Raw genomic sequence first — 18,171 nt, forward strand, 5'->3', positions numbered from 1 at the left:
GGTCCGAACCCGCCGACGGGCACTGGCCCTATCGCCTCCGCGGAGCTTTCAGGTTCGCCTCCGACATGGCCGGATACGGCCGTCCATGAAGCCCTGGAACGAATATCCAGGTGGAACAATGCATCTGTTCGAGAATTAATTGTCTGTGCAGGTTGGAGGGGTTTGTCGTATCTGAACGATTGCTGTTAGCTTCCTTGCCGGTCGCCATGGGCAACGACCAGGTGTACTGGTGCACCGGCTGCTGACCACCGACCATGCCGTGGACCCGTCTCCAGGACATCAGGTGCCCAACAGAATCCTCTCCTTCGCCTACACGGCGTGCATCGCCTTCGCGGCGCTCATCGCCTTCCTTCTCGCCGCCACCGCCGAACAGACGATGTACGTCCTCGAGGACTCGGAGATGGTGTGGATCACCGAGGACGAGGGGACCCACGACACCGACGACGTGGCACGCGCCGTGCAGGAGGTCGCCGACGACCACGGCGCCGCCATCGGCTACACCATCCTCGACGTCGAGGAACCGTTGTCGCGGGCCCACATGTACCTGGCGGTCTCCGATCCCGGCTCCCGCCACGCCCGCTGGCTGGAGGAGGGCTACCCCTCCTTCAGCCGCGGCTTCACCGTCGAGACCCACCCCATCGACGAGTTCGGCGAGGTGGGCCCCAACGGCCACTACCTGGTCTTCGACGCGCCCCAGGCCCAGCCGGACCTGCGCGAGGCGCTCGCCGACCACGGCCTGCACGAGGCGCCGGGCATGCAGGTCACCCGGCTGTGGCACTTCTTCGCCGAGGGCCGGCTCTTCAACCTCCTGGCCGTCGCCCTGCTCGGCACCGTCACCGCCGTCGGCGCCGGGGTCCTGCTCGCCTCCCGCGACTACGCCGTCATGCGCTTGCAGGGCCACTCCTACGCGAGCATCCTGCGCAAGGACCTGGTCAGGATCGCCCGTCTGTACACGGTCGCCCTGCCCGCGGTGGCCGCCGCCGCTCTGGCCTTCCTCGGCCTCTACAACGGCTGGAACCAGCTCGGCTTCTACACACCCCTGGCCCTGGCGTTCCTGGGAATGCTCGCCGTGCCCTGCCTGGCCGTGCACGCCGCCGTGCTCGGCCTGGTGCACAGCACCGGCATCCTGCCCGCGCTCAAGGGCCGCCTGCCCGTACGCAGCACCACCGCCGCCATCTACCTGGTGCGCGTCCCCGTGCTGGTGCTGACCCTGGTCATCGTCGGCACCATCGTCGTCAGCGCGCAGAACGCCCGGGACCAGCGCACGGGGCTGGAGCTCTACGAGCAGTACGGCGACACCTCACGCCCCGCCCTGAGCGCCAACTACGGCTGGGCGGACGAGCAGGCCGTCGACGACGAGCTCGGCCCGTGGCTGCGCCGGGTCGACGCCGAGGGAGACATGGTGCTGGCGGCCCACCTGGCTCCCACCCAGCTCCTGCCCGGCAGCCCCGCGTCCCCGGAACCACCCGGCATGGACGCCCCCGTCCTCATCGTCAACGACACGTACCTGACCGAGCAGGAGGTCCTCTCCCCCGCCGGGGAGCGCTACGGGCCGGATGAGGGCATCCGCGTCATCGTGCCCGGCTCAGCCTCCGGCCACACGGACCAACTGGTGGAGGGCGTGTCCGACAACTGGCTGGAGGTGAACGGCGTCTCCGACCGCACCTTCGACATCGAGGTGCTGCCGGCAGCCGACGACCAGACCGTGTTCACCTACGGCTCCAACACCCTGCGCGGTCCCCAGTCCCTCCCCCTGCTGCACGAACCGGTCATCATCGCCCTGCCCAACGGGGAGGTCATGTCCGACACCAGCTACGTCACCCACATGTCCGGAGGGGACACGGTCTTCCCCGACCCCGGCGTGGTCGAGGAGTACCGCGCCGAGAACCCGAGGGCGTCCCGCTACATCTCCATGGTCGAGACCCTCACCACCATCGCGCTGGAGCAGCAAGCCACCACCCTGGCCACGCTGCGCAGCGAAGCGTTCAACCTCGTGGGCGCGAGTGCCGTGCTGCTGCTGACCGCCACCGCCGCGTGCATCATCCACGTACGCACACGCGCACAGACCATCTTCGCCCGGCACATCAGCGGATGGACCTTCATGGCCACCCACCGGCGGCTGCTGGCCGTTGAGGGGACCATCGCGGTGGCGTTCGTGGGCTGGGCCACGTGGGACACCGTCATCACCCTGGCCGCGGCCAACCATCCGGCCGGCCCTCCAACACCCGGCCCGATGACCACCAGCGGGATCGAACCGCTCTACGCCGCGGGAATCGCGCTGGCCTCCCTCGCTATCACCCTCGGCGCGCTCGCCGCCTTCCACCGCCGTATCGTCCGTGAAGGCGCCTCCCAGGCGTAAGGAGTCCACCTGTGATCCGCACCCTCCAGCTGACCAAGTCCTTCGGTGAGCGCACCCTGTGGCGAGACGTCGACCTGACCGTCCACACCGGGCAGACACTCGCCCTCGTCGGCCCCTCCGGGTCGGGCAAGACCACCCTGCTCAACTGCCTCGGGCTCCTCGAACAGCCGAGCGGCGGCGACATCGTCCACGACGGCAAGAAGATCACCCGGCTCGGCGCCGGGGGACGGCGCCGTTTCCGCCGCGCCCACCTGGGCTACCTGTTCCAGAACTACGCGCTGATGGAGAACGCCACGATCCAGGAGAACCTTGACGTGGCCAGCCGTGACCGCGAGCTCCAGGCCCAGGCCCTGGAGCGCGTCGGACTGTCCGGGCGTGAGAAGGAGAAGGCGCACCGCATGTCCGGCGGTGAGCAGCAGCGCATCGCCCTGGCCCGGCTGATGGTCAAGCAGCCCACCCTGGTGCTGGCCGACGAGCCGACCGGTGCCCTGGACGAGGACAACGGGCGCATGGTCATCGACACCCTGCGGGAGATGGCCCGCGAGGGGTGCGCGGTGGTGGTCGCCACCCACAACGACGACGTGCGCGACGCCTGCGACTCGGTGTTCGACGTGCACACCCAGCGCCTCGTCACCTCCGTCTAGGACTCGACCGCGCCGTGTCCGCTACGGCCCCAACGATCGGATCCGGGCCCGGATGCGAAGCGATCCGGCCCCGACGGTGTGAGCCACCTCGCGTGTGTGACCGGCTCCGGGACGGGACACGCTCAGAGGACCTTGCCCCGGTCCCGGACAGGAGGCCGGTCCTCGACGTGCGCGCCCGGCGCCTCGTCCCGTGGCCCGTAAAGCTCGCATGCCGCAGGGGTAGAGCCCGCCAGGGGGTCGGGTAGGGCCTCCGATCGACCTGAGCCAGGCACCCGTAGGGCTGACCGTGGCGGAGCGCTGCTGCGGGCTCTACGGGCGCACGGCCGGGGTCTCCTGCGCGCTCTACCCAACCCCCTGGGGCGCACGGACGGGGTCTGCTGCACGCCCTGCCCCCTTTGGCGGGTCACCAGCCCGTGTTCTACGGGCGCATGGGGCGGTCCCGGCTCCGTGTGTCCGGGGCCGCCCCGTGACCGGCTCAGAACTCCAGCACGAGGCGCCCGCGCACTCCGCCCGCCTCCAGCAGGCGGTGGGCCTCGGCGGCCTGCTCGGCGGGCAGGGTCCGCGCGACGCGCAGCGTCAGCACCCCCTCCTCCACCTGTCGGCGCAGCCGGTCGAGCTTGTCCTGTGCCCGCAGGTAGTCCACGACCATGACCGGATGGAAGGACACGCCCCGCTCACGCGCCTGCTCGGTCCCGGTGTAGCCGCGGACGGTCGCGACGCCTCCGCCGTCGCGTACGGCGTCCAGGACCAGCTCGTCCTGTACCGCACCGTCGACGAGGGCGTCGACCCCGCTCGGGACCACCTCGCGGATACGCTGGGCGACATCGTCCCCGCGGGCCACCACGACGTCGGCCCCCAGCTCCTTGACCAGTGCCTCGTCCTTGGGGGCGGCGTCGGCCACGACCCGCAGCCCCTCGGCCTTGGCCAGCTGGATCACGTACCCTCCGAGCGCACCGGCCGCGCCGGTGACCGCGAGGGTCCGCCCCTTCTCCAGGTCCAGCATGTCCAACGCGCGCCGTGCCGTCAGGCCGTTCATCGGCAGGGTGGACGCGGCGGTGATCGAGACGCCGGCCGGGACCCGGACCACCGAGTCGGCGGGCACTACCAGGCTCTCGCCGTAGGCGCCGTGTGAGGCCTTCGGCGCGACGATCGCCATCACGGGGTCGCCGACGGCCAGGTCCCCGGATGCCTCGGGGCCGACCTCGTCGAGCACCCCGGCGGCGTCCATCCCCGGCACGTAGGGCGGTGGGAACTCACGCTGTGCGCCAGCACGCCCGCCGTTGCGGACCAGGGCGTCGGTCGGGTTGACCGCCGCCGCGCGCACGCGGATCCGTACCTCACCGGGGCCCGCGTGGCGCTCCGGAACGTCGAAGCCCCGCAGAGCCTCGGGGCCTCCGAACTCGTCTACTCCGATAACTCGCATGCCCGCGGCAACACGTGCCCACGCGGCGGCATTCCTGGTCCTCTGAAGAGGCTCCTGGCCGGTCCCGGACAGGGACCGGCCTTCCTCCCCATGCCCCGCAGCGAGGCCCCGGGGTTCAAGGGTGGATATCGGTGGCCCTACCACCACACCAGGGACACCGCCCCGATCAGCACGAAGCTGACCGCCTGCACGCACAACACCGTGAGCAGAACGGCCCCGGGAGTAGTCGGTGTGTCGGGGTCCCGCTCCAGGACGGCGGCGGTTCGAGGCGTTCGGGCGGTACCCCTCTCCTGGGAGCTGACCGGCTCGGCCACCGGGGTCTCCGCGAGGCGGACGGCCAGGAGCACACGGCTGACGGCCGTCCCCGAGGCGAGTGCGCCACTCACGTTCTGCACGCTGACGACCTGCACCGTCGAGTAGCCGAGCGCTTGGGCGGTCTCGGCCTGGCTACTGGCGAACATCGCGTTCGCACCGGTGTTGGAAGCCGCCAGGAAACCACCCACGGCCCCGATCCAGGGAGCCAACAGCAGGTAGGCGGGGCCGAGGGAGGACGCGGCCTCAGCCAGCTCACGGCTCATACCCGTGACCGTGATGACGATGCCGAGCACCAGGAAGACCAGGGTGGTGAGCGTGACCGGCCACCACCGTTCCGCCGTCGCCCGAACCGACGGGCCCAACAGCGAAGGACGCACACCGAGGAGCCATGGGGCCGACACGGCGGTGACCAGCAACAGGACCCCTGGCCCCACCAGGACGGACCACCACCCTTCCCCGGCGCCGAAGAGCGCGGACACCCCGCGGCTCAACAAGAGGGTGGTGATCAGGAAGGCGTAGGGGGCCAGGGAACGTCCCAGGGGCTCCCCGGGAAGAACGGCCCCCTCCGTCACACGCGAGACCAGCAACAGCACCAGAACAACGGCGAGACCTCCGACGAGCCCGGCCAGGGGCGGCCCGACGAAGGCGTTGACCGCCCAGACCACCGCACCCAGCGTGGCGACCGCGACCAGCAGGTCAAGGGACGAACGCGCGGCCCGGCGCGCACCGAACGCCACCACCAGGATGGCCGCACCGTTGATCAGGAAGATCGGGACGGACCACAGGGCTGAGAGGACGCCCAGTTCCTGGAAACCCACCCCGCCCAGCTCCGCCGCGACCATGCTTCCCGGTGCGAGCGAGCCCCAGGGGATCGTGACCAGGCCGAGGATGCCGACCACGGCAGCCCGGAATGTCGACAACCCGAGTTGGCGCAGCAGCGGGATCGCCACGATGATGCCGACTCCGAATCCCGTGACGGACTCGGCGAACGGGGTCACTCCGAGCGATACGAGAAGCACCGAGCGCTCCGGTGAACCGCTCGTGCGGCCGACCCAGTTCCCGATCCGGGCCTGTGCCCCGGTCCTGTTCATCAACTCGCTGAGCAGGATCCCCCCGAACAGGATCAAGGCCAGCTCGACGGCCGTGTCCAGGACGCCGAGGTTGGCCCGGGCTATCTCCGAGAGCGGGGTCGGGAACACCAGGACGGTGAGCACCGCGGTGGTCGCCAGGCCGACCAGGCCCGCGTACAGAGCGCGGACCTGGAACGCCAGGAGCACGAGCGGAACCACGATCGGCAGTACCGCGAAAAGGGGCGTCATCGGACCAGCTCCACTGCGGAGAACAGGGAGGTGTCACGACGGACGCCCTGGAGCGCGGACATGACACTGCGGTGGGCGTCTTGGAGCGCGCGGGAGGCGGTGTTGGGTGAGGGCACGTAGTGATTGTAAAATGTCGTGCCCTCACACAGCGGACCCAGAACCCACATTCGTGTGTGCACCCTTCCGTCGGTACCGATGGGATGGAGGTCGGGCGTGACATCAGCGCCCCGGCTGCCGGGCAGTGAGGGACGGTGCCGGCGCAGGACCGAGCGGTCCCTCAGGAAGGCCAGCAGAGGACTCGCCGTGTCATCCACCTCCGGCTGGTCGGACGTCGCCCGGCAGAGCCAGTGCGCGGACTCTCCGTACTCGCTGCCGAGGCGTGAGGAGGTCAGCCGCCAAACGGACTCGCCCCCGTCCCACTGCACTCGGGGTGACGGACCGAAGGGGACCGAGACGACCCCTGACCGGACCAGGGCGGCCAGCTCCTCATGCCGTTCGAGCTGGGGCCCGACCACCGCACGATTGAACAGCGAGGACAAACGACCGTAGAACTCCTGGTGCGAGGCGTCGTCCAATCCGCCGAAGTCCACCGCGTGCCGCAGTGTCTCCCGGTGGTCGCGGAGGACCTCCAGGCCCGCCTTCAGCGGGCTGCCGGCCAGGCCGAGGGCGGCTTCACGCAGATCGTCCGCCACCTGCTCCAGGTACCACTCCTGGTAGGACCGGCTGTCCGTCAGGCCGCCGAGACGAGGGAACAGCAAGCGCAGGGGATCGAAAGTGCCGAAGGACGGGGCGTGCTCGCGTTCCAGAGCAGCGAACTCGGCCTCAAGACCACCGCTGTCACACGAGGCCCGCAGCCGTTCTTCCGTCCGCTGTCCCGATCCGAGCAGCGCCGCGCACCTGCGGTGGAACGCCAGGCGCATCTCGTCGCAGAGCAGCGGCAGGACGTCATCCTCCAGACTCAGCCTCCCCGCCGTACGGAACCGGCGCGCGCGGTCCAGGGCCTGCGGGGTGAAGACCAGGGCCTCGGGGACCCCGCCGGCCCTGTTGGCCGCCGGGCGTGCCCGGAAAGGCAGGCCGCTGCGTGTGTAGAGCAGGATGCGGGGCTCACGGCCGCTGGGCACGTAGCGGCGTATGCCTCCGTCCGCGGCATAGCGGCCTCCCCGGCCGAGGGTGAGCTCCGCGAGGGCGTCCATCCCGGAGAGCCCCGTACCCGCCAGAGCAATGCTCTGGTCAGCTTTCACCTGGGAGAAGGCGCGCTCCGTGGGATAGATGCCGTTGATGAACCGGTGCTCCCCTCCGGTGGCCGCCCCTCCGCCCGAGCGGGCCGGCGGCGTGTGCCCCGACGTGAGGAACACGTAACCGCTGTGCAAGGAGTCGCCGTTGTCCAGGCCCACGACGTGGGAGCCGTTCCCGTCGTCGACCAGGGACACCGCCATGCCCTGGTACATGCGGATCTTCAGGTGGTCCGGTGCGCGCTCCAGCAGCCGGCCCAGGCACCAGTTGAGGTAGGAGCCGAGGACACGCCGTGGCAGGAAGTCGTCCGGGCGGACAGGACGCCCCCGAGCGCCCACTGTGTAGCCGTCCTCGGCGAGACGCAGACCACGCGCGGTGGCCCACTCGTGGAGGTCGGGTCCGCGCTCTCCCACGTACTCGCCCACCGATGAGCGCTCCGGGAAGACCGATAACTGGGAGCAGACGGTGTTGAGGAGGAGGTAGTCGGGCTGGTCCTGAGTGTGGATACCGGTGCCGTCGCACTTGGGGTCGACAACGTCGACGAGCAGGGGCCGCCCCTCCCACTGCGGGGCGGAGGCCAGGGTGACGATGCGTTCCAGAACACCGAGCCCACGGGGGCCCAGACCTATGACGCAGATGTCGGAGGGCGGTGGGAAGTCCATGCTCACCACCGCTGGGTCTCACCGAAGAAACCCGGGATGGAGACGGCCTCCCCCTCCTGGGTGGCGACCTGGTGGACGTGCAGTCCCACCGCCAGGTCCAGAACACCGAGGCCGAAGGGGGAGAAGATCACCGGCCGGTCCGTCCCGACCTTGATCTCACCACGGATGACCTGGGCAAGCGTGCCGTGCACGTGGTCACGGTTCCCGTACTTCTGCTCAGCGAGGTGGGGGGAGGTATTGGCGGTCAGACAGTGGTCGACGTCGTCCAGGACGTTGTAGGAGCCCGCGATGATTTCGGGACCGATGTCGCGCAGGGAGATGTTCAGCACGACCTGCCCCCTCGCGAACGCGTCCTCGTCCACGATGTAGGGCTCTCCCGCGGTGGTCGCGAGAACGACCAGATCTGCTCCGGTGAGCGCTTCAGCGAGGTTGTTCTCGACACGGGCCCCGTAGCCGAGCTCCGACTCGGTGTGCCCGGCGAGGGCGGAGGCGTAGTCGGAGTGGTGGTCGTGGATCACCACTTCGTCGATCCTCCACTCCTGGGCCTTGAGGAACTCCAGGATGTTGCGCGCGATGATGCCCGCTCCGACGACGGCCACCCGGCGCGCGGAGGACGAGTCGGCCAGTACCTCCGCGGCCAGAGCGGCCGAGGCCGCCGTCCGGGCGGCGCTGATCTGGGAGGCTTCCAGGACAGCGAACGGGTAACCGGTCTCGTAGTCGTTGAGCAGGAGTGCGGCAGAAGCACGGGGGAACCCCTGCTCGATGTTGGACGGGAAACTGCTGATCCACTTGATGCCTGCTACGTTCGCCTCACCCCCGAGATACGCAGGAAGTGCGATGATGCGGCTGCTCGGCTTTTCCGGAAAGCGCAGGAAGTAGCTGTTGGGGTTGACCGAGTTCCCGTCCTCGTGTTCCAGATAGGTTTCGCGGACCCGAGCTACGATCTCCTTCTGAGTACGGCTGATGATCGCACGCGCGACCGTTCCGGTCACAACACGGAAGTCAAACAATGAGGTTCCTTATCAGGCAAGAAGCGAGTGTGGTGCAGATCTATTTGGTCAGGGTGAGGTCGCCATTGGAGAGGATGTCGCGGCCGAACCGCTCGGCGACCCAGTCGTCGTCGTAGACGGTTTCCAGGTATCGTTCGCCGACGTCGGGGGCGATCGCGACCACACACGAGCCCGGGGGGATCCGCGTACGCTCCCTCTCGACCGCCGCGAGGACCGACCCGGTGGAACCACCCGCGGAGATACCGCGCCGCTCGGCGAGCAGCCGGCACATCCGCACCGCCTCCTGTTCGGGCACCATGACCACCGAGTCGACCTGCCCCTCCCGGAAGATCTCGGGTATCCGGCTCGTGCCGAGGCCAGGGATGTGCCGTTTGCCCGGCTCGAACCCGAAGGTGACGGACCCGACCGTGTCCACGGCCACGATCCGGGTGTGCGAGGAGTGCTGACGGAAGTACTCACTGCACCCCATCAGGGTTCCGGTGGTGCCCGCACCGATGAAGAGGTAGTCCACCTCCAGCCCCTGTTTGATAATGGACGCCGCCGTGCGCTCATAGTGCACGCCCGGGTTGGCCGGGTTGGCGTACTGGTTCGGCCAGACGAGCTCCGGCTCCTGGTTGAGGCGCTGTCGGATGTAGTCGATCCGGGAGTTGAGAAAGCCCCCGTTCCCGTCCGGCTTGTCAACGACCACGATCCGCGCTCCGAAGGCTCTCATCAGCGCGGTGCTCTGCTTTGAGGTGTTGGGGTCGACCACGCAGGTGAAGCCGTAGCCGCGGGACGCACAGACCAGACTGAGCGCGATCCCCAGGTTCCCCGACGACGACTCGATGACATGTCCGAGGGGGGTGAGCTCGCCCCGGCTCTCCATGTCCTCGATGAGCCCCACAGCGGTCTTGAGCTTGATGGAGCCGGCCGGGTTCAGGCCCTCGATCTTGAGAAGGACATTGACTCGTGGAATTAACTCATCAAGGTCCAGGAACACATCGTCCATAATGATGTCATGAGCATTTTTATATATCATTGCCCTTGCAGAACCAACCTTCAGGTGTCATTGGCGGACATGAAATACCATTCCACACGGGGCAGGTAGGCACGAGTCGCCCCGGGGGAAAATCCTTATTTCATTTCCAACAACGGTTTTCTAACACTACGTTAATTTACCGCCCCTTAGTTCCTGGCCGCAGTGCGCGTAAAAACAAGTACTGCCAGTACGAAGCCGACGCCGGCCAAGGGAAAGTTCAGCCAGAAGGAGGGCGCCAGGCCGTACGGCGATCCGCTTACGACTGCCGCGACCGCGGCGGCAATCCGGTAAACGGTGTTGAGTTAGACGTTGCCCCTGGAGGTTGGCCCCGGTGATTTCGGGAAACCCGTTGGGACGGCTGTAGACGACAGACAACGTGAGGCACAGGGGTCCCTTCCGATCGCGCGTTTACGGTCTAGCGAAATGCCTGACTCACGCCACGACCGCGCGCGAGGTGGTCTTTCGGAGTGACACGGAGTGGCCGTGGCGGACCTGCGGTCTCAGCTGGACCCCGTTCACCTTGACCGGTGTATCCCACGCGGTCTGCGATGGTGTGGATACTCGTCCATACACACCAGCCACACGTTCCCAGAACCTTGGTCGCTACGTCCCCACTGGCATGGATCATACGGAGCCGACACCGGATCAGCCGAGCAGGTATCTGCTGAGCCCTCGTATGAGTTGTACACCAGAAAATTCACACGAGCACCTACAATAACCAACCTGCTTGCGCCAATCAACCGTCCCCCACCAGGAGAGCTTCAAGAAAGTCGAGGTCAGAGTGTTTCCATGGAAATCTCCAGGACCCCACAAAAATGACCAAGATCGGCCATATTGAACTCTTGACAAAACCTTTTCTGCCTTGAACCACCAGGTCACAAACCTGCACCAGCCACCTGAGGCCTCCCTGGCAGCCACTACCGAAGGCGGTGCACACCGACCCGCCACGCCCCCGGAGCAAGGAAAAAAGCGCTGGCTCGGGAGAACACGCGGCACAGAATGTCCCAGCAGGTTTGGCAGCGTACGCATTGGCCACTACCGGCCTCTACTTGTGCTACCAAAAGGCTTGACAGCCGCTGGACCGACTGATCTATTATCCAACCGCGCACCCAGGAGGACAATTTACTCCCAGCAAAAGAGTGCGCCATCACTGCTTTCCACTTAGATGGGCTCGACGCGGGATCCACTGGGATGTCCCAGAATAATCCGAGGCCCCTGTGGTCGTGGCGGGACTGGGTTCCTCAAAGGTCCCGTGCGAGACCACCACGACCGCCTCCGTGTCCGGCGCGTCCCAGGTCTGCGCCTCGGCACCGGGATGACGGCCAGGACCGCCACCAGAACGATGCCTCTGCGAAGCATGCGCCGTTCATGCCTATGGGCCATCGCGGCCAGGAGAAGCTGGAGCCCGCTGGTACCTGCCGCGATAAGCACACCGGACATCAGGCCGTAGGTCTCCCCGCTGTGGAGCCCGACCTCCGCGTACCCGTTCACGTAGGAGAAGCCGGACGAACCGGTGAGCGCGGCGAGTGCGGCAGCTGACCGCAGGAGGTCTTTCCCCCGCGGAGGTCTCCTCGCCCTTTGCCCGCAGGACCAGCAACCAGTACGCCAGGAACAGGACCGAAACGGCCAGCTCCCCCGGAATCGGGCTCAGGTATTCCCCTGGTCCCCCTCCACCAGACCTCTTCGTCACCTGTGGACGGTTCCCCTTCGAACACATGCCGTGGCTGCCCCTCGGGGCTGTGGGAAGCAGGAGGGGCAGCCACGGCGGACGGGCACCAGCGCCGGATCAGACCAGGGCGGGAACGCGGGTGCTGACGCGGAGTGCCGCACGGGGGCGCTCACGCGTACCGGCCGGGCCGGGGGCGCGTTCGGCGGTGGACTCGGCCCCGGAATCCTCGGCGGGCGGGTCGGTGTGCGGCCACAGGGCCAGGAGCAGGGCGTCGATGTCGCGGGCTTCCACCATGCCGGTGGGGGTGATGGCCCAGAAGGACTGGGTGGCCTCCCCGTAGTAGACGAGCAGGTGTCGGTGCCGCGCCTGGATCGCGGCGGCCTGGGCGTGCTCGCGGGAGAACTCGGCGCGGTGGCCGCCCAGGCGCGGAAGCTGCTGGGCTCGGCGCATCCGGCAGGAGGGGTGGTCGCACGAAGGAAGGGGCCGCTCCGAAGACGTCTGCTGAGGAGGGTGGAGGGCGGCGGGCGGGCAGGCCGGACCCACCAGCGAAGTCCTGTCCGGAATCGGAAGAATAAGTCGGACATCATCCGAACGCCGAGGTGAGGGGATAGGGTTGCGCATCAGATTCTGTTTCCTTACTTCGCAAAAGTTGGATTTCGGGATTCAGGGCCCAGGAGAAGCGCGGCAACGCTTTCCTGGGCCGCTTCATGTCACAGACATGTCAGCATCGCGGGTCCACGGGCCGGTTTGGGTGTTCCATCGGTTCCCAGACAGGTCAGAGGCCAGCTAGAACCACACACTACGTAACTCGGCGTTGCCCTTTGTCACCCCGCGTAAAAACGAAGGCGTCCGCCGGGGCCGCGCCGCGCCCCGATCCGGCGTCCAGGCACGAGTCGACGTCCGGGTACCGGCCGCGCGATGGTCAGTCCTGGTTCTCCGGCCAGGTCGCCGCCGAAGCACGGTGGGACGCCGCGTGGGAGGAGGCTGACGGCCACGCGCGCGAGACCGTCCGGCTTCGTCGGGCCGGCCCGCCTGGCCACCCGCCCGCCACGGCACCGGTGTGAACCCCGGTGAGCGGCTCCGCGTGAGCCACTACCCGATGGAGGCCCACCGTACGGAGGACAGGGTCTCCGCGCTCCGGAACAGGGCGCTGAACACCGCGAAGAGCGTGAGCAGGGCGATGATCCAGGACATCACGCTCGCACCTACCAGGGCCGCGTAGACGGAGCACGCCGCCATGAGCACGGCCAGGGTCAGGTACCAGAGCGGGGTGAGCCAGGTGTTCGGCAGTCCGGGAGGCGGGATGTCGGAGGCGCCGGTACCCGCGTTCTGCCGGTGGAAGGCTGCGGACCCGCCGGCGCACACCAGGAGGATGACGGTGCACCAGGAGAAGAAGGCGACCGCTCCGGACGACAGCGCCGCGGAGGGAACCGCGACGTAGCCGGTGATCAGCACGGCGGCGCCGGTGAGCTGGAAGAGGCGTGTGCGCGCGCGAAAGTCCGCGTCCTGAACGTTGTCGGGGCCGGCGCAGAGCAGCATACCGAAGCCGCTCATGGCCACCATGAGCATGCCCGACCACGTGAACGGGGCCGGCGGCAGGAGGATCGCGGCGGAACCGTACAGGAGCAGGACCAGCGCGGGCGCCAGGAACCGGGCGTCCCTCGCGAACCGGGAGGAATGCGAAGGACCCGCACTGATGAGTCCCGCACCGACCAGGGCGGCGATCCACGCCCACGGCGGCGCGCCGGGGAAGTCCCCCGCGGCCGCCCTCCCCACGACGGGCGGGACCGAGGCCGCCGAGATCAGCACCAGGCCGACCAGGCCGGTGACGTAGCCGTCGGAAGAGGCCCCGGAAGCCGTGTCCGCACCGTCATGGCCGAAAGTCCGAACCGGCGCCGGGGAGCCGGGGCCTGGCCCCCGGCGTTCCGGCCCTGGGTGAGGAGCACGGGGCCGATCCTGCTCTGTGGAGCTCCTGCCCCCTCCAGCGGCCTGCGCCGTGCCGGTTCCCGTACCCGTGCCGACGCCGGTTCCCGTATCGGTGCCCGTGTCCGTGACGACGCCGGTACCGGTGTCCGTCACGTCGCGGAGGGGCGTGCTGAGCACCCGCGCGTAGTACTGCTCCCACTCCTCCGGCAGTGCGGGCGGACGCCAACGTCCCCGCCCGTGCCGCCGAAGGGCCAGGTCCAGCTGGACCGGTGGAACACCGCGCGGCCCCAGGTCGTGAAGGACGTACCAGTTGCCGTCACTGCGCAGCCTCGCCGGAGGCACCGGGGCGTAGGGCGTCAACCGGACGTGGATACCGTTCATGCGGGTGTCGAAACCGAACCTGCGCGTGTGCCGCACGGCCACCTCGTCGATGTAGGCCCACTCGAAACGGGTCGAGCTCCCGGCCTCGGTGACCTGGAGGAAGTCCGGGGTGACGCAGACGTCCGCACGGGCCCGCGGGAGGACGTAGAGCAGGCCGGTGAGCAGCAAGGAAGGCACGAAGAACAGCAGGAAGGGCGCCCACACGAACGGCAGCGCCGCCGTTCCCTCCCGGACGACCATCTGGAACGTCACGAGCACGGAGGGGGGTACCGCCGCCGCTAGGGGCATCAGGTTGACGTGGTGCCTCTTCAGCCTGACGGCGATCCCGCCGCCGGACAGGAGGCTCATCGCCCCGGACGGGAGGATCTCCGGAGCCCGACGGTGCGGCGACACGGTGGGATCGCCCGGAGCCGTCACCGACAGCCGCTCCTGCAACCGGGTGTTGCGGAACTGGTAGACGGCGCCGACCCGGCGAAGGATCCCGGCCCTGCGGGCGTCCTCGAGGAAGGCCGTCAGGGCGAGCGGTGTCCTCAGCGTGGCCGCCAGGGAGGCCCTGGCCAGGAGCCAGCGCCCCCATGGGCTGAGCGTCGTCAGCACCGCCGCCGAGACGAGCCACGCGGCCGTCCCCGCGTAGGGGCCGGACGACACCGCCGTGGAGCCGCCCAGCACCGGTGCGATCACGCCGACCGAGAACAGGACCGCCCGTCGTTCGGAGTTCAACAGCCCGACCGGGTCGACGACGTTCTCCTCGTTGGCGGACGGGGCCGTGAAGACGACCGCGAGTACCGTGGCCAGGAGGAATCCGCCCGTCGGAACCAGGAACGTCCAGGCCATGGACGCGCCGAGAGCGCTCACGGCGGGCCCTCCCAACGCCAGCGCCCCGACCACCGTGATGGCCCCGGCCCACATCATCCGGGGCCCTGTCGAGGAAGCCATCGCGGAACGCAGGGCCGCGGCGGGCCGGAAGAGGGAGACGCCCCGCCGGGGCTCGCTGAAACGGTAGCCGAACCACACCCGCGTCACCTGGCTGATCGCGGCGGAGCTGACCAGTCCGAAGAGGACCGCGTTCGACACGCTCAGGTCCTCGAGGAGCTCCCATTCCGAGGCGTTCGCCACGGCGAGGGCCCCCAGCAGGGACCCCGCCGCCGAGACGGCGACGGCGACGGCGATCAGCGCCGGGATCAGCAGCGCCCGGGGGACAGCGGCGCGGTGCAGCCGCCACCAGGCGAGTTCGACCGTCTCCCGCTGTGACAGGTGCCGTGCGAGGAAGCGCAGGTAGCGTAGTGCGTTCCACGGCTTCCAGCGACGCGGTGGATTCCACCCGTCCTCAGCCGGCACCTCACCGGTGAACACCGTCGGGACGATGCGGTCGAGCAGATGCTCCTCAACGGCCCGCCGTGTGGGAAAACGCGCGGGGTCGAGGAGCTCACCGGGGTTCGACGAGGGCGGTGCGTAGACCCTGCGCGCCAGCCAGAGCATCAACGGCGACGACAGGGCGGCGGCCGTCCGCCCGGACGGGTCGGCCCTGATACCGGCGAGGAGCGGTACCCAACGCTCAGAGGCCTGCGGGGGTACGGCCGTTTCGAGAAAGGCGACGGTGTCCTGCGGGGAAACCGGTTGGGCCTCGATCACGGCGGCGGAGGCCAGCACCAGTTCCGGTGCGAGCGCGTCGAACTCCTCCGTGCGGGACGTGATGATGAGCTGCGCGTCGCGGTGCAGGGCCCTGTTCAGACCGTGCATCGCGGCGGACCGCCGTTCGGGTGGGACCTCGTCCAGCCCGTCCAGGACCGGCAGCACGGCTCCGGCTTGGCAGAGCTCGCGCGCGGGGTGGCGCCCATCGATCCTGGGGAGGCCGGGGTAGTCCTCCGCGATGCGCTTCGCGAGCCAGTCGGTGAAGTACTCCCTGTCAGGGTCCCAGGAGGCCAGCGGCAGCAGGACGGGCACGGGGTCCGTCCGGCCCCGCCCTGTCGTGGCCCCGGAGTCGCGTCGGAACATGATCAGCTCCAACGTGAGGTGAACGGCCAGCGTGGTCTTACCCGAGCCCGCCCCGCCGAGTACCGCCATCCGCCGCGTGCTCAGTCCACGGAATCCGTCGATGATCCCGCCGAGCCTGTCCCCGCGCCCGTCGACGGTCCCGCCGGCGTTCTCCTCGTGGTCGGCGCCGCGCACGCGTGCCTTCCAACGGACGGACGCCGCCTTCGTGCCTCCCTGCTCCCAGCGGTTGGCCTCGTCACGCCACTGGCGGTAGACGGCCTCCGCCAGCGCGTCGGCGGCACGCTCAGCGGGCGACGGCTCTCGTGCGGCGACATGGGTGTGCACGATGTCGCCGTAGTGCTGGCCGATCTGAACGACGAACTCGGCACTGCCGCTGAACGAGTTGTACGTCGTGTTTCCGGGACGACTGCCTGTTTCCACGGTTCGCTCACGTCCCTGGCCGCCGCTCTCCGGGCCGCCGTACGTGCTGGGCATACCTCTCCCCTCGGGTAACGCTGCATGAGTACCGGTACGGGACCATGGCGAACCGGGTCAGGAGTCTGCTGAAGGGCCCCCGAAATCCTATGGCAGGGGCGTGGGACGGTTGCAGGAAAGTCTTGAATCGACCCTTCCTTTCGCCCTTTTTCTCACCGAAGAAGCCGAACATCTTGCTTTGAGAGTTATGGATTCCCTGGTTCTCCCGCGTCGCACGGAGCGGATATCCGGCGTCCTCGGGAGGGATCAGGACGGGCGTGGACGACATGGACGAGGTCTCCCGGGACGGGAGGCTCCACGGCCTCGCGCGGGCGGCGCCGCTGCCGCCCGACGGGCCGCACCGCATGGTGGAAAGCGGTGGAAAAGCGATAACCTGTCCCGCGTCCCGGGCCGCCCCTTCGAGCGGAGAAGCCCCTGGCTCTTTCTCCCCCGGGGAGCGCGCGGCCCCGAGTTCACGGGGAACACCGACAGCCCGTCCAGGTCCCGGGAGACTCCCTTCGGAGCGTCCCCACACCATCCGCTGTTCGGGGACATCGACGCCAGAGAGGGCAAACAACCATGTCCGGCGAATACAGCCTGAAAAGGCACTTCACAGGTGAGACCGCCACAATCCTGGGCGAACGCATCCAGGGCCTTCTCCCTGGCTTCGACACCGAGGGGTACGCGGCCGAGATCGACCGCCGCATCCCCGGACTGGAGCTCAAGGACCGGGTCCTGGTCCTGGCCGAGGGCCTGCGCTCACGTCTTCCCACGGACTACACGAAGGCGCTGGAGATCCTGCGCAGCACCCTCGGGGACGAACTCCCCGAGGGCCAGGGGATGTTCACGGTGAGTTGGTTCCTCATGCCGGTGGCTCGCTATGTCGAGGAGTACGGCTTGGACCACCCTGGTGAGTCCCTCGACTTCCTGGAGGCGGTGACACGCTGCCACACCGCTGAATACGCCATTCGTCCGTTCATCGCGAGGCACCGGGCAAAGACGATGGAACGCGTCAGGCAGTGGGCGCTCGACCCCAGCCACAACGTCCGGCGGCTGGCCAGCGAGGGAACGCGCCCGAGGCTCCCGTGGGCGGGCAGGCTGCCGTTCTTCGCCGAGGACCCCTCCCCCGTGCTGGAGGTTCTCGAGCTCCTGCGCAGCGACCCTTCGGGCTATGTGCGCAAGTCCGTGGCCAACAACCTCAACGACATCTCCAAAGAGCACCCGGAGACCGCGCTCGCCACCGTTCGGCGCTGGTCCCGGGAGAGCCCGACCCCCGAGACGGCGTGGATCGTCAAGCACTCCCTGCGCACCCTCGTCAAGGCGGGGAACCAGGAGGCCCTGGCCCTGCTCGGGACCACGGGCGGCGAGCACGTCAGGGTGCACGACCTGACCGTGCGCCCCGCGGCCATCCGCCTGGGCGAGACCCTCGCACTCCGTTTCGCCGTCGAGAACACCGACACCCGTGCGCACCGCGTGACCGTGGACTACGTGGTCCACCACGTGCGCAGGAACGGGCAGCTCATCCCCAAGGTCTTCAAGCTCTCCGACCTCGATCTGGCCCCCGGGCAGACCCAGCGGCTGGAGAAGGCGCACGCGATCAAGGAAGTCCAGACGCGCAGGTACTACCCGGGCGAGCACCTGGTCGACGTCCAGGTGAACGGACTGACCATGGCCACCTGCGGATTCGAACTCCTACCGTGAGCGTCCTCCGCGACCTGCTGCGGGCGGGGCCGGCCCGCCCGCAGCAGGAGCCCGCTCCTGGTC

Annotated in this window: 10 protein-coding genes; 3 read left to right on the forward strand and 7 right to left on the reverse strand. The window is 68.7% G+C overall.

Features of this window, described 5'->3' with window-relative positions:
• Nucleotides 1-283 precede the first annotated feature (283 nt).
• Both AC0T5L_RS07230 and AC0T5L_RS07235 read left to right on the forward strand, forming a co-directional pair.
• A complete protein-coding gene (locus tag AC0T5L_RS07230; protein WP_476164602.1) occupies nt 284-2,359 on the forward strand; it encodes a bacteriocin-associated integral membrane family protein in 2,076 nt (691 codons plus the stop codon).
• Nucleotides 2,360-2,370: 11 nt separating this feature from the next.
• Entirely contained in the window at nt 2,371-3,003 is a 633-nt protein-coding gene (locus AC0T5L_RS07235) for an ATP-binding cassette domain-containing protein (RefSeq protein ID WP_476164603.1), read from the forward strand.
• A gap of 475 nt (nt 3,004-3,478) precedes the next feature.
• On the opposite strand, the gene AC0T5L_RS07240 is transcribed toward AC0T5L_RS07235, so the two are convergent.
• The 7 genes from AC0T5L_RS07240 to AC0T5L_RS07270 all read right to left on the reverse strand — a co-directional run bounded on the left by AC0T5L_RS07240 (nt 3,479) and on the right by AC0T5L_RS07270 (nt 16,428).
• Nucleotides 3,479-4,426: an NADP-dependent oxidoreductase gene (locus tag AC0T5L_RS07240; RefSeq protein ID WP_476164604.1), complete on the reverse strand. Its 948-nt coding sequence runs from the start codon at nt 4,424-4,426 to the stop codon at nt 3,479-3,481.
• A gap of 137 nt (nt 4,427-4,563) precedes the next feature.
• Nucleotides 4,564-6,060 (reverse strand): SLC13 family permease, encoded by a 1,497-nt coding sequence (locus tag AC0T5L_RS07245; RefSeq protein ID WP_476164605.1) that lies wholly within the window; start codon nt 6,058-6,060, stop codon nt 4,564-4,566.
• Nucleotides 6,057-7,955, reverse strand: coding sequence for an FAD/NAD(P)-binding protein (locus AC0T5L_RS07250; RefSeq protein WP_476164606.1), 1,899 nt, complete (start codon nt 7,953-7,955; stop codon nt 6,057-6,059). The genes AC0T5L_RS07245 and AC0T5L_RS07250 overlap by 4 nt, the downstream gene beginning before the upstream one ends.
• Before the next feature lie 2 nt (nt 7,956-7,957).
• Nucleotides 7,958-8,965: a 2,3-diaminopropionate biosynthesis protein SbnB gene (gene sbnB, locus AC0T5L_RS07255; RefSeq protein ID WP_476164607.1), complete on the reverse strand. Its 1,008-nt coding sequence runs from the start codon at nt 8,963-8,965 to the stop codon at nt 7,958-7,960.
• Nucleotides 8,966-9,005: 40 nt separating this feature from the next.
• Nucleotides 9,006-9,953 (reverse strand): 2,3-diaminopropionate biosynthesis protein SbnA, encoded by a 948-nt coding sequence (sbnA, locus tag AC0T5L_RS07260; RefSeq protein WP_476164608.1) that lies wholly within the window; start codon nt 9,951-9,953, stop codon nt 9,006-9,008.
• 1,816 nt (nt 9,954-11,769) lie between these two features.
• On the reverse strand, nt 11,770-12,102 hold the full coding sequence (locus AC0T5L_RS07265; protein ID WP_476164609.1) for a hypothetical protein: 333 nt from the start codon (nt 12,100-12,102) through the stop codon (nt 11,770-11,772).
• A 642-nt stretch (nt 12,103-12,744) separates the two neighbouring features.
• Complete coding sequence (locus AC0T5L_RS07270) at nt 12,745-16,428, reverse strand: NACHT domain-containing protein (protein ID WP_476164610.1); 3,684 nt, start codon at nt 16,426-16,428, stop codon at nt 12,745-12,747.
• A gap of 558 nt (nt 16,429-16,986) precedes the next feature.
• Here AC0T5L_RS07270 and AC0T5L_RS07275 point away from each other — a divergent pair.
• Entirely contained in the window at nt 16,987-18,108 is a 1,122-nt protein-coding gene (locus tag AC0T5L_RS07275) for a DNA alkylation repair protein (protein WP_476164611.1), read from the forward strand.
• The last annotated feature ends 63 nt before the right edge of the window (nt 18,109-18,171 follow it).

Source organism: Nocardiopsis sp. TRM 82005 (assembly GCF_056312425.1).

Coding starts and splice junctions, on each gene's coding strand:
- AC0T5L_RS07240 (WP_476164604.1), bottom strand. CDS start 4,426: ATGCGAGTTATCGGAGTAGACGAGTTCGGAGGCCCCGAGGCTCTGCGG.
- AC0T5L_RS07245 (WP_476164605.1), bottom strand. CDS start 6,060: ATGACGCCCCTTTTCGCGGTACTGCCGATCGTGGTTCCGCTCGTGCTC.
- AC0T5L_RS07250 (WP_476164606.1), bottom strand. CDS start 7,955: ATGGACTTCCCACCGCCCTCCGACATCTGCGTCATAGGTCTGGGCCCC.
- sbnA (WP_476164608.1), bottom strand. CDS start 9,953: ATGGACGATGTGTTCCTGGACCTTGATGAGTTAATTCCACGAGTCAAT.
- AC0T5L_RS07265 (WP_476164609.1), bottom strand. CDS start 12,102: ATGCGCCGAGCCCAGCAGCTTCCGCGCCTGGGCGGCCACCGCGCCGAG.
- AC0T5L_RS07270 (WP_476164610.1), bottom strand. CDS start 16,428: ATGCCCAGCACGTACGGCGGCCCGGAGAGCGGCGGCCAGGGACGTGAG.
- AC0T5L_RS07275 (WP_476164611.1), top strand. CDS start 16,987: ATGTCCGGCGAATACAGCCTGAAAAGGCACTTCACAGGTGAGACCGCC.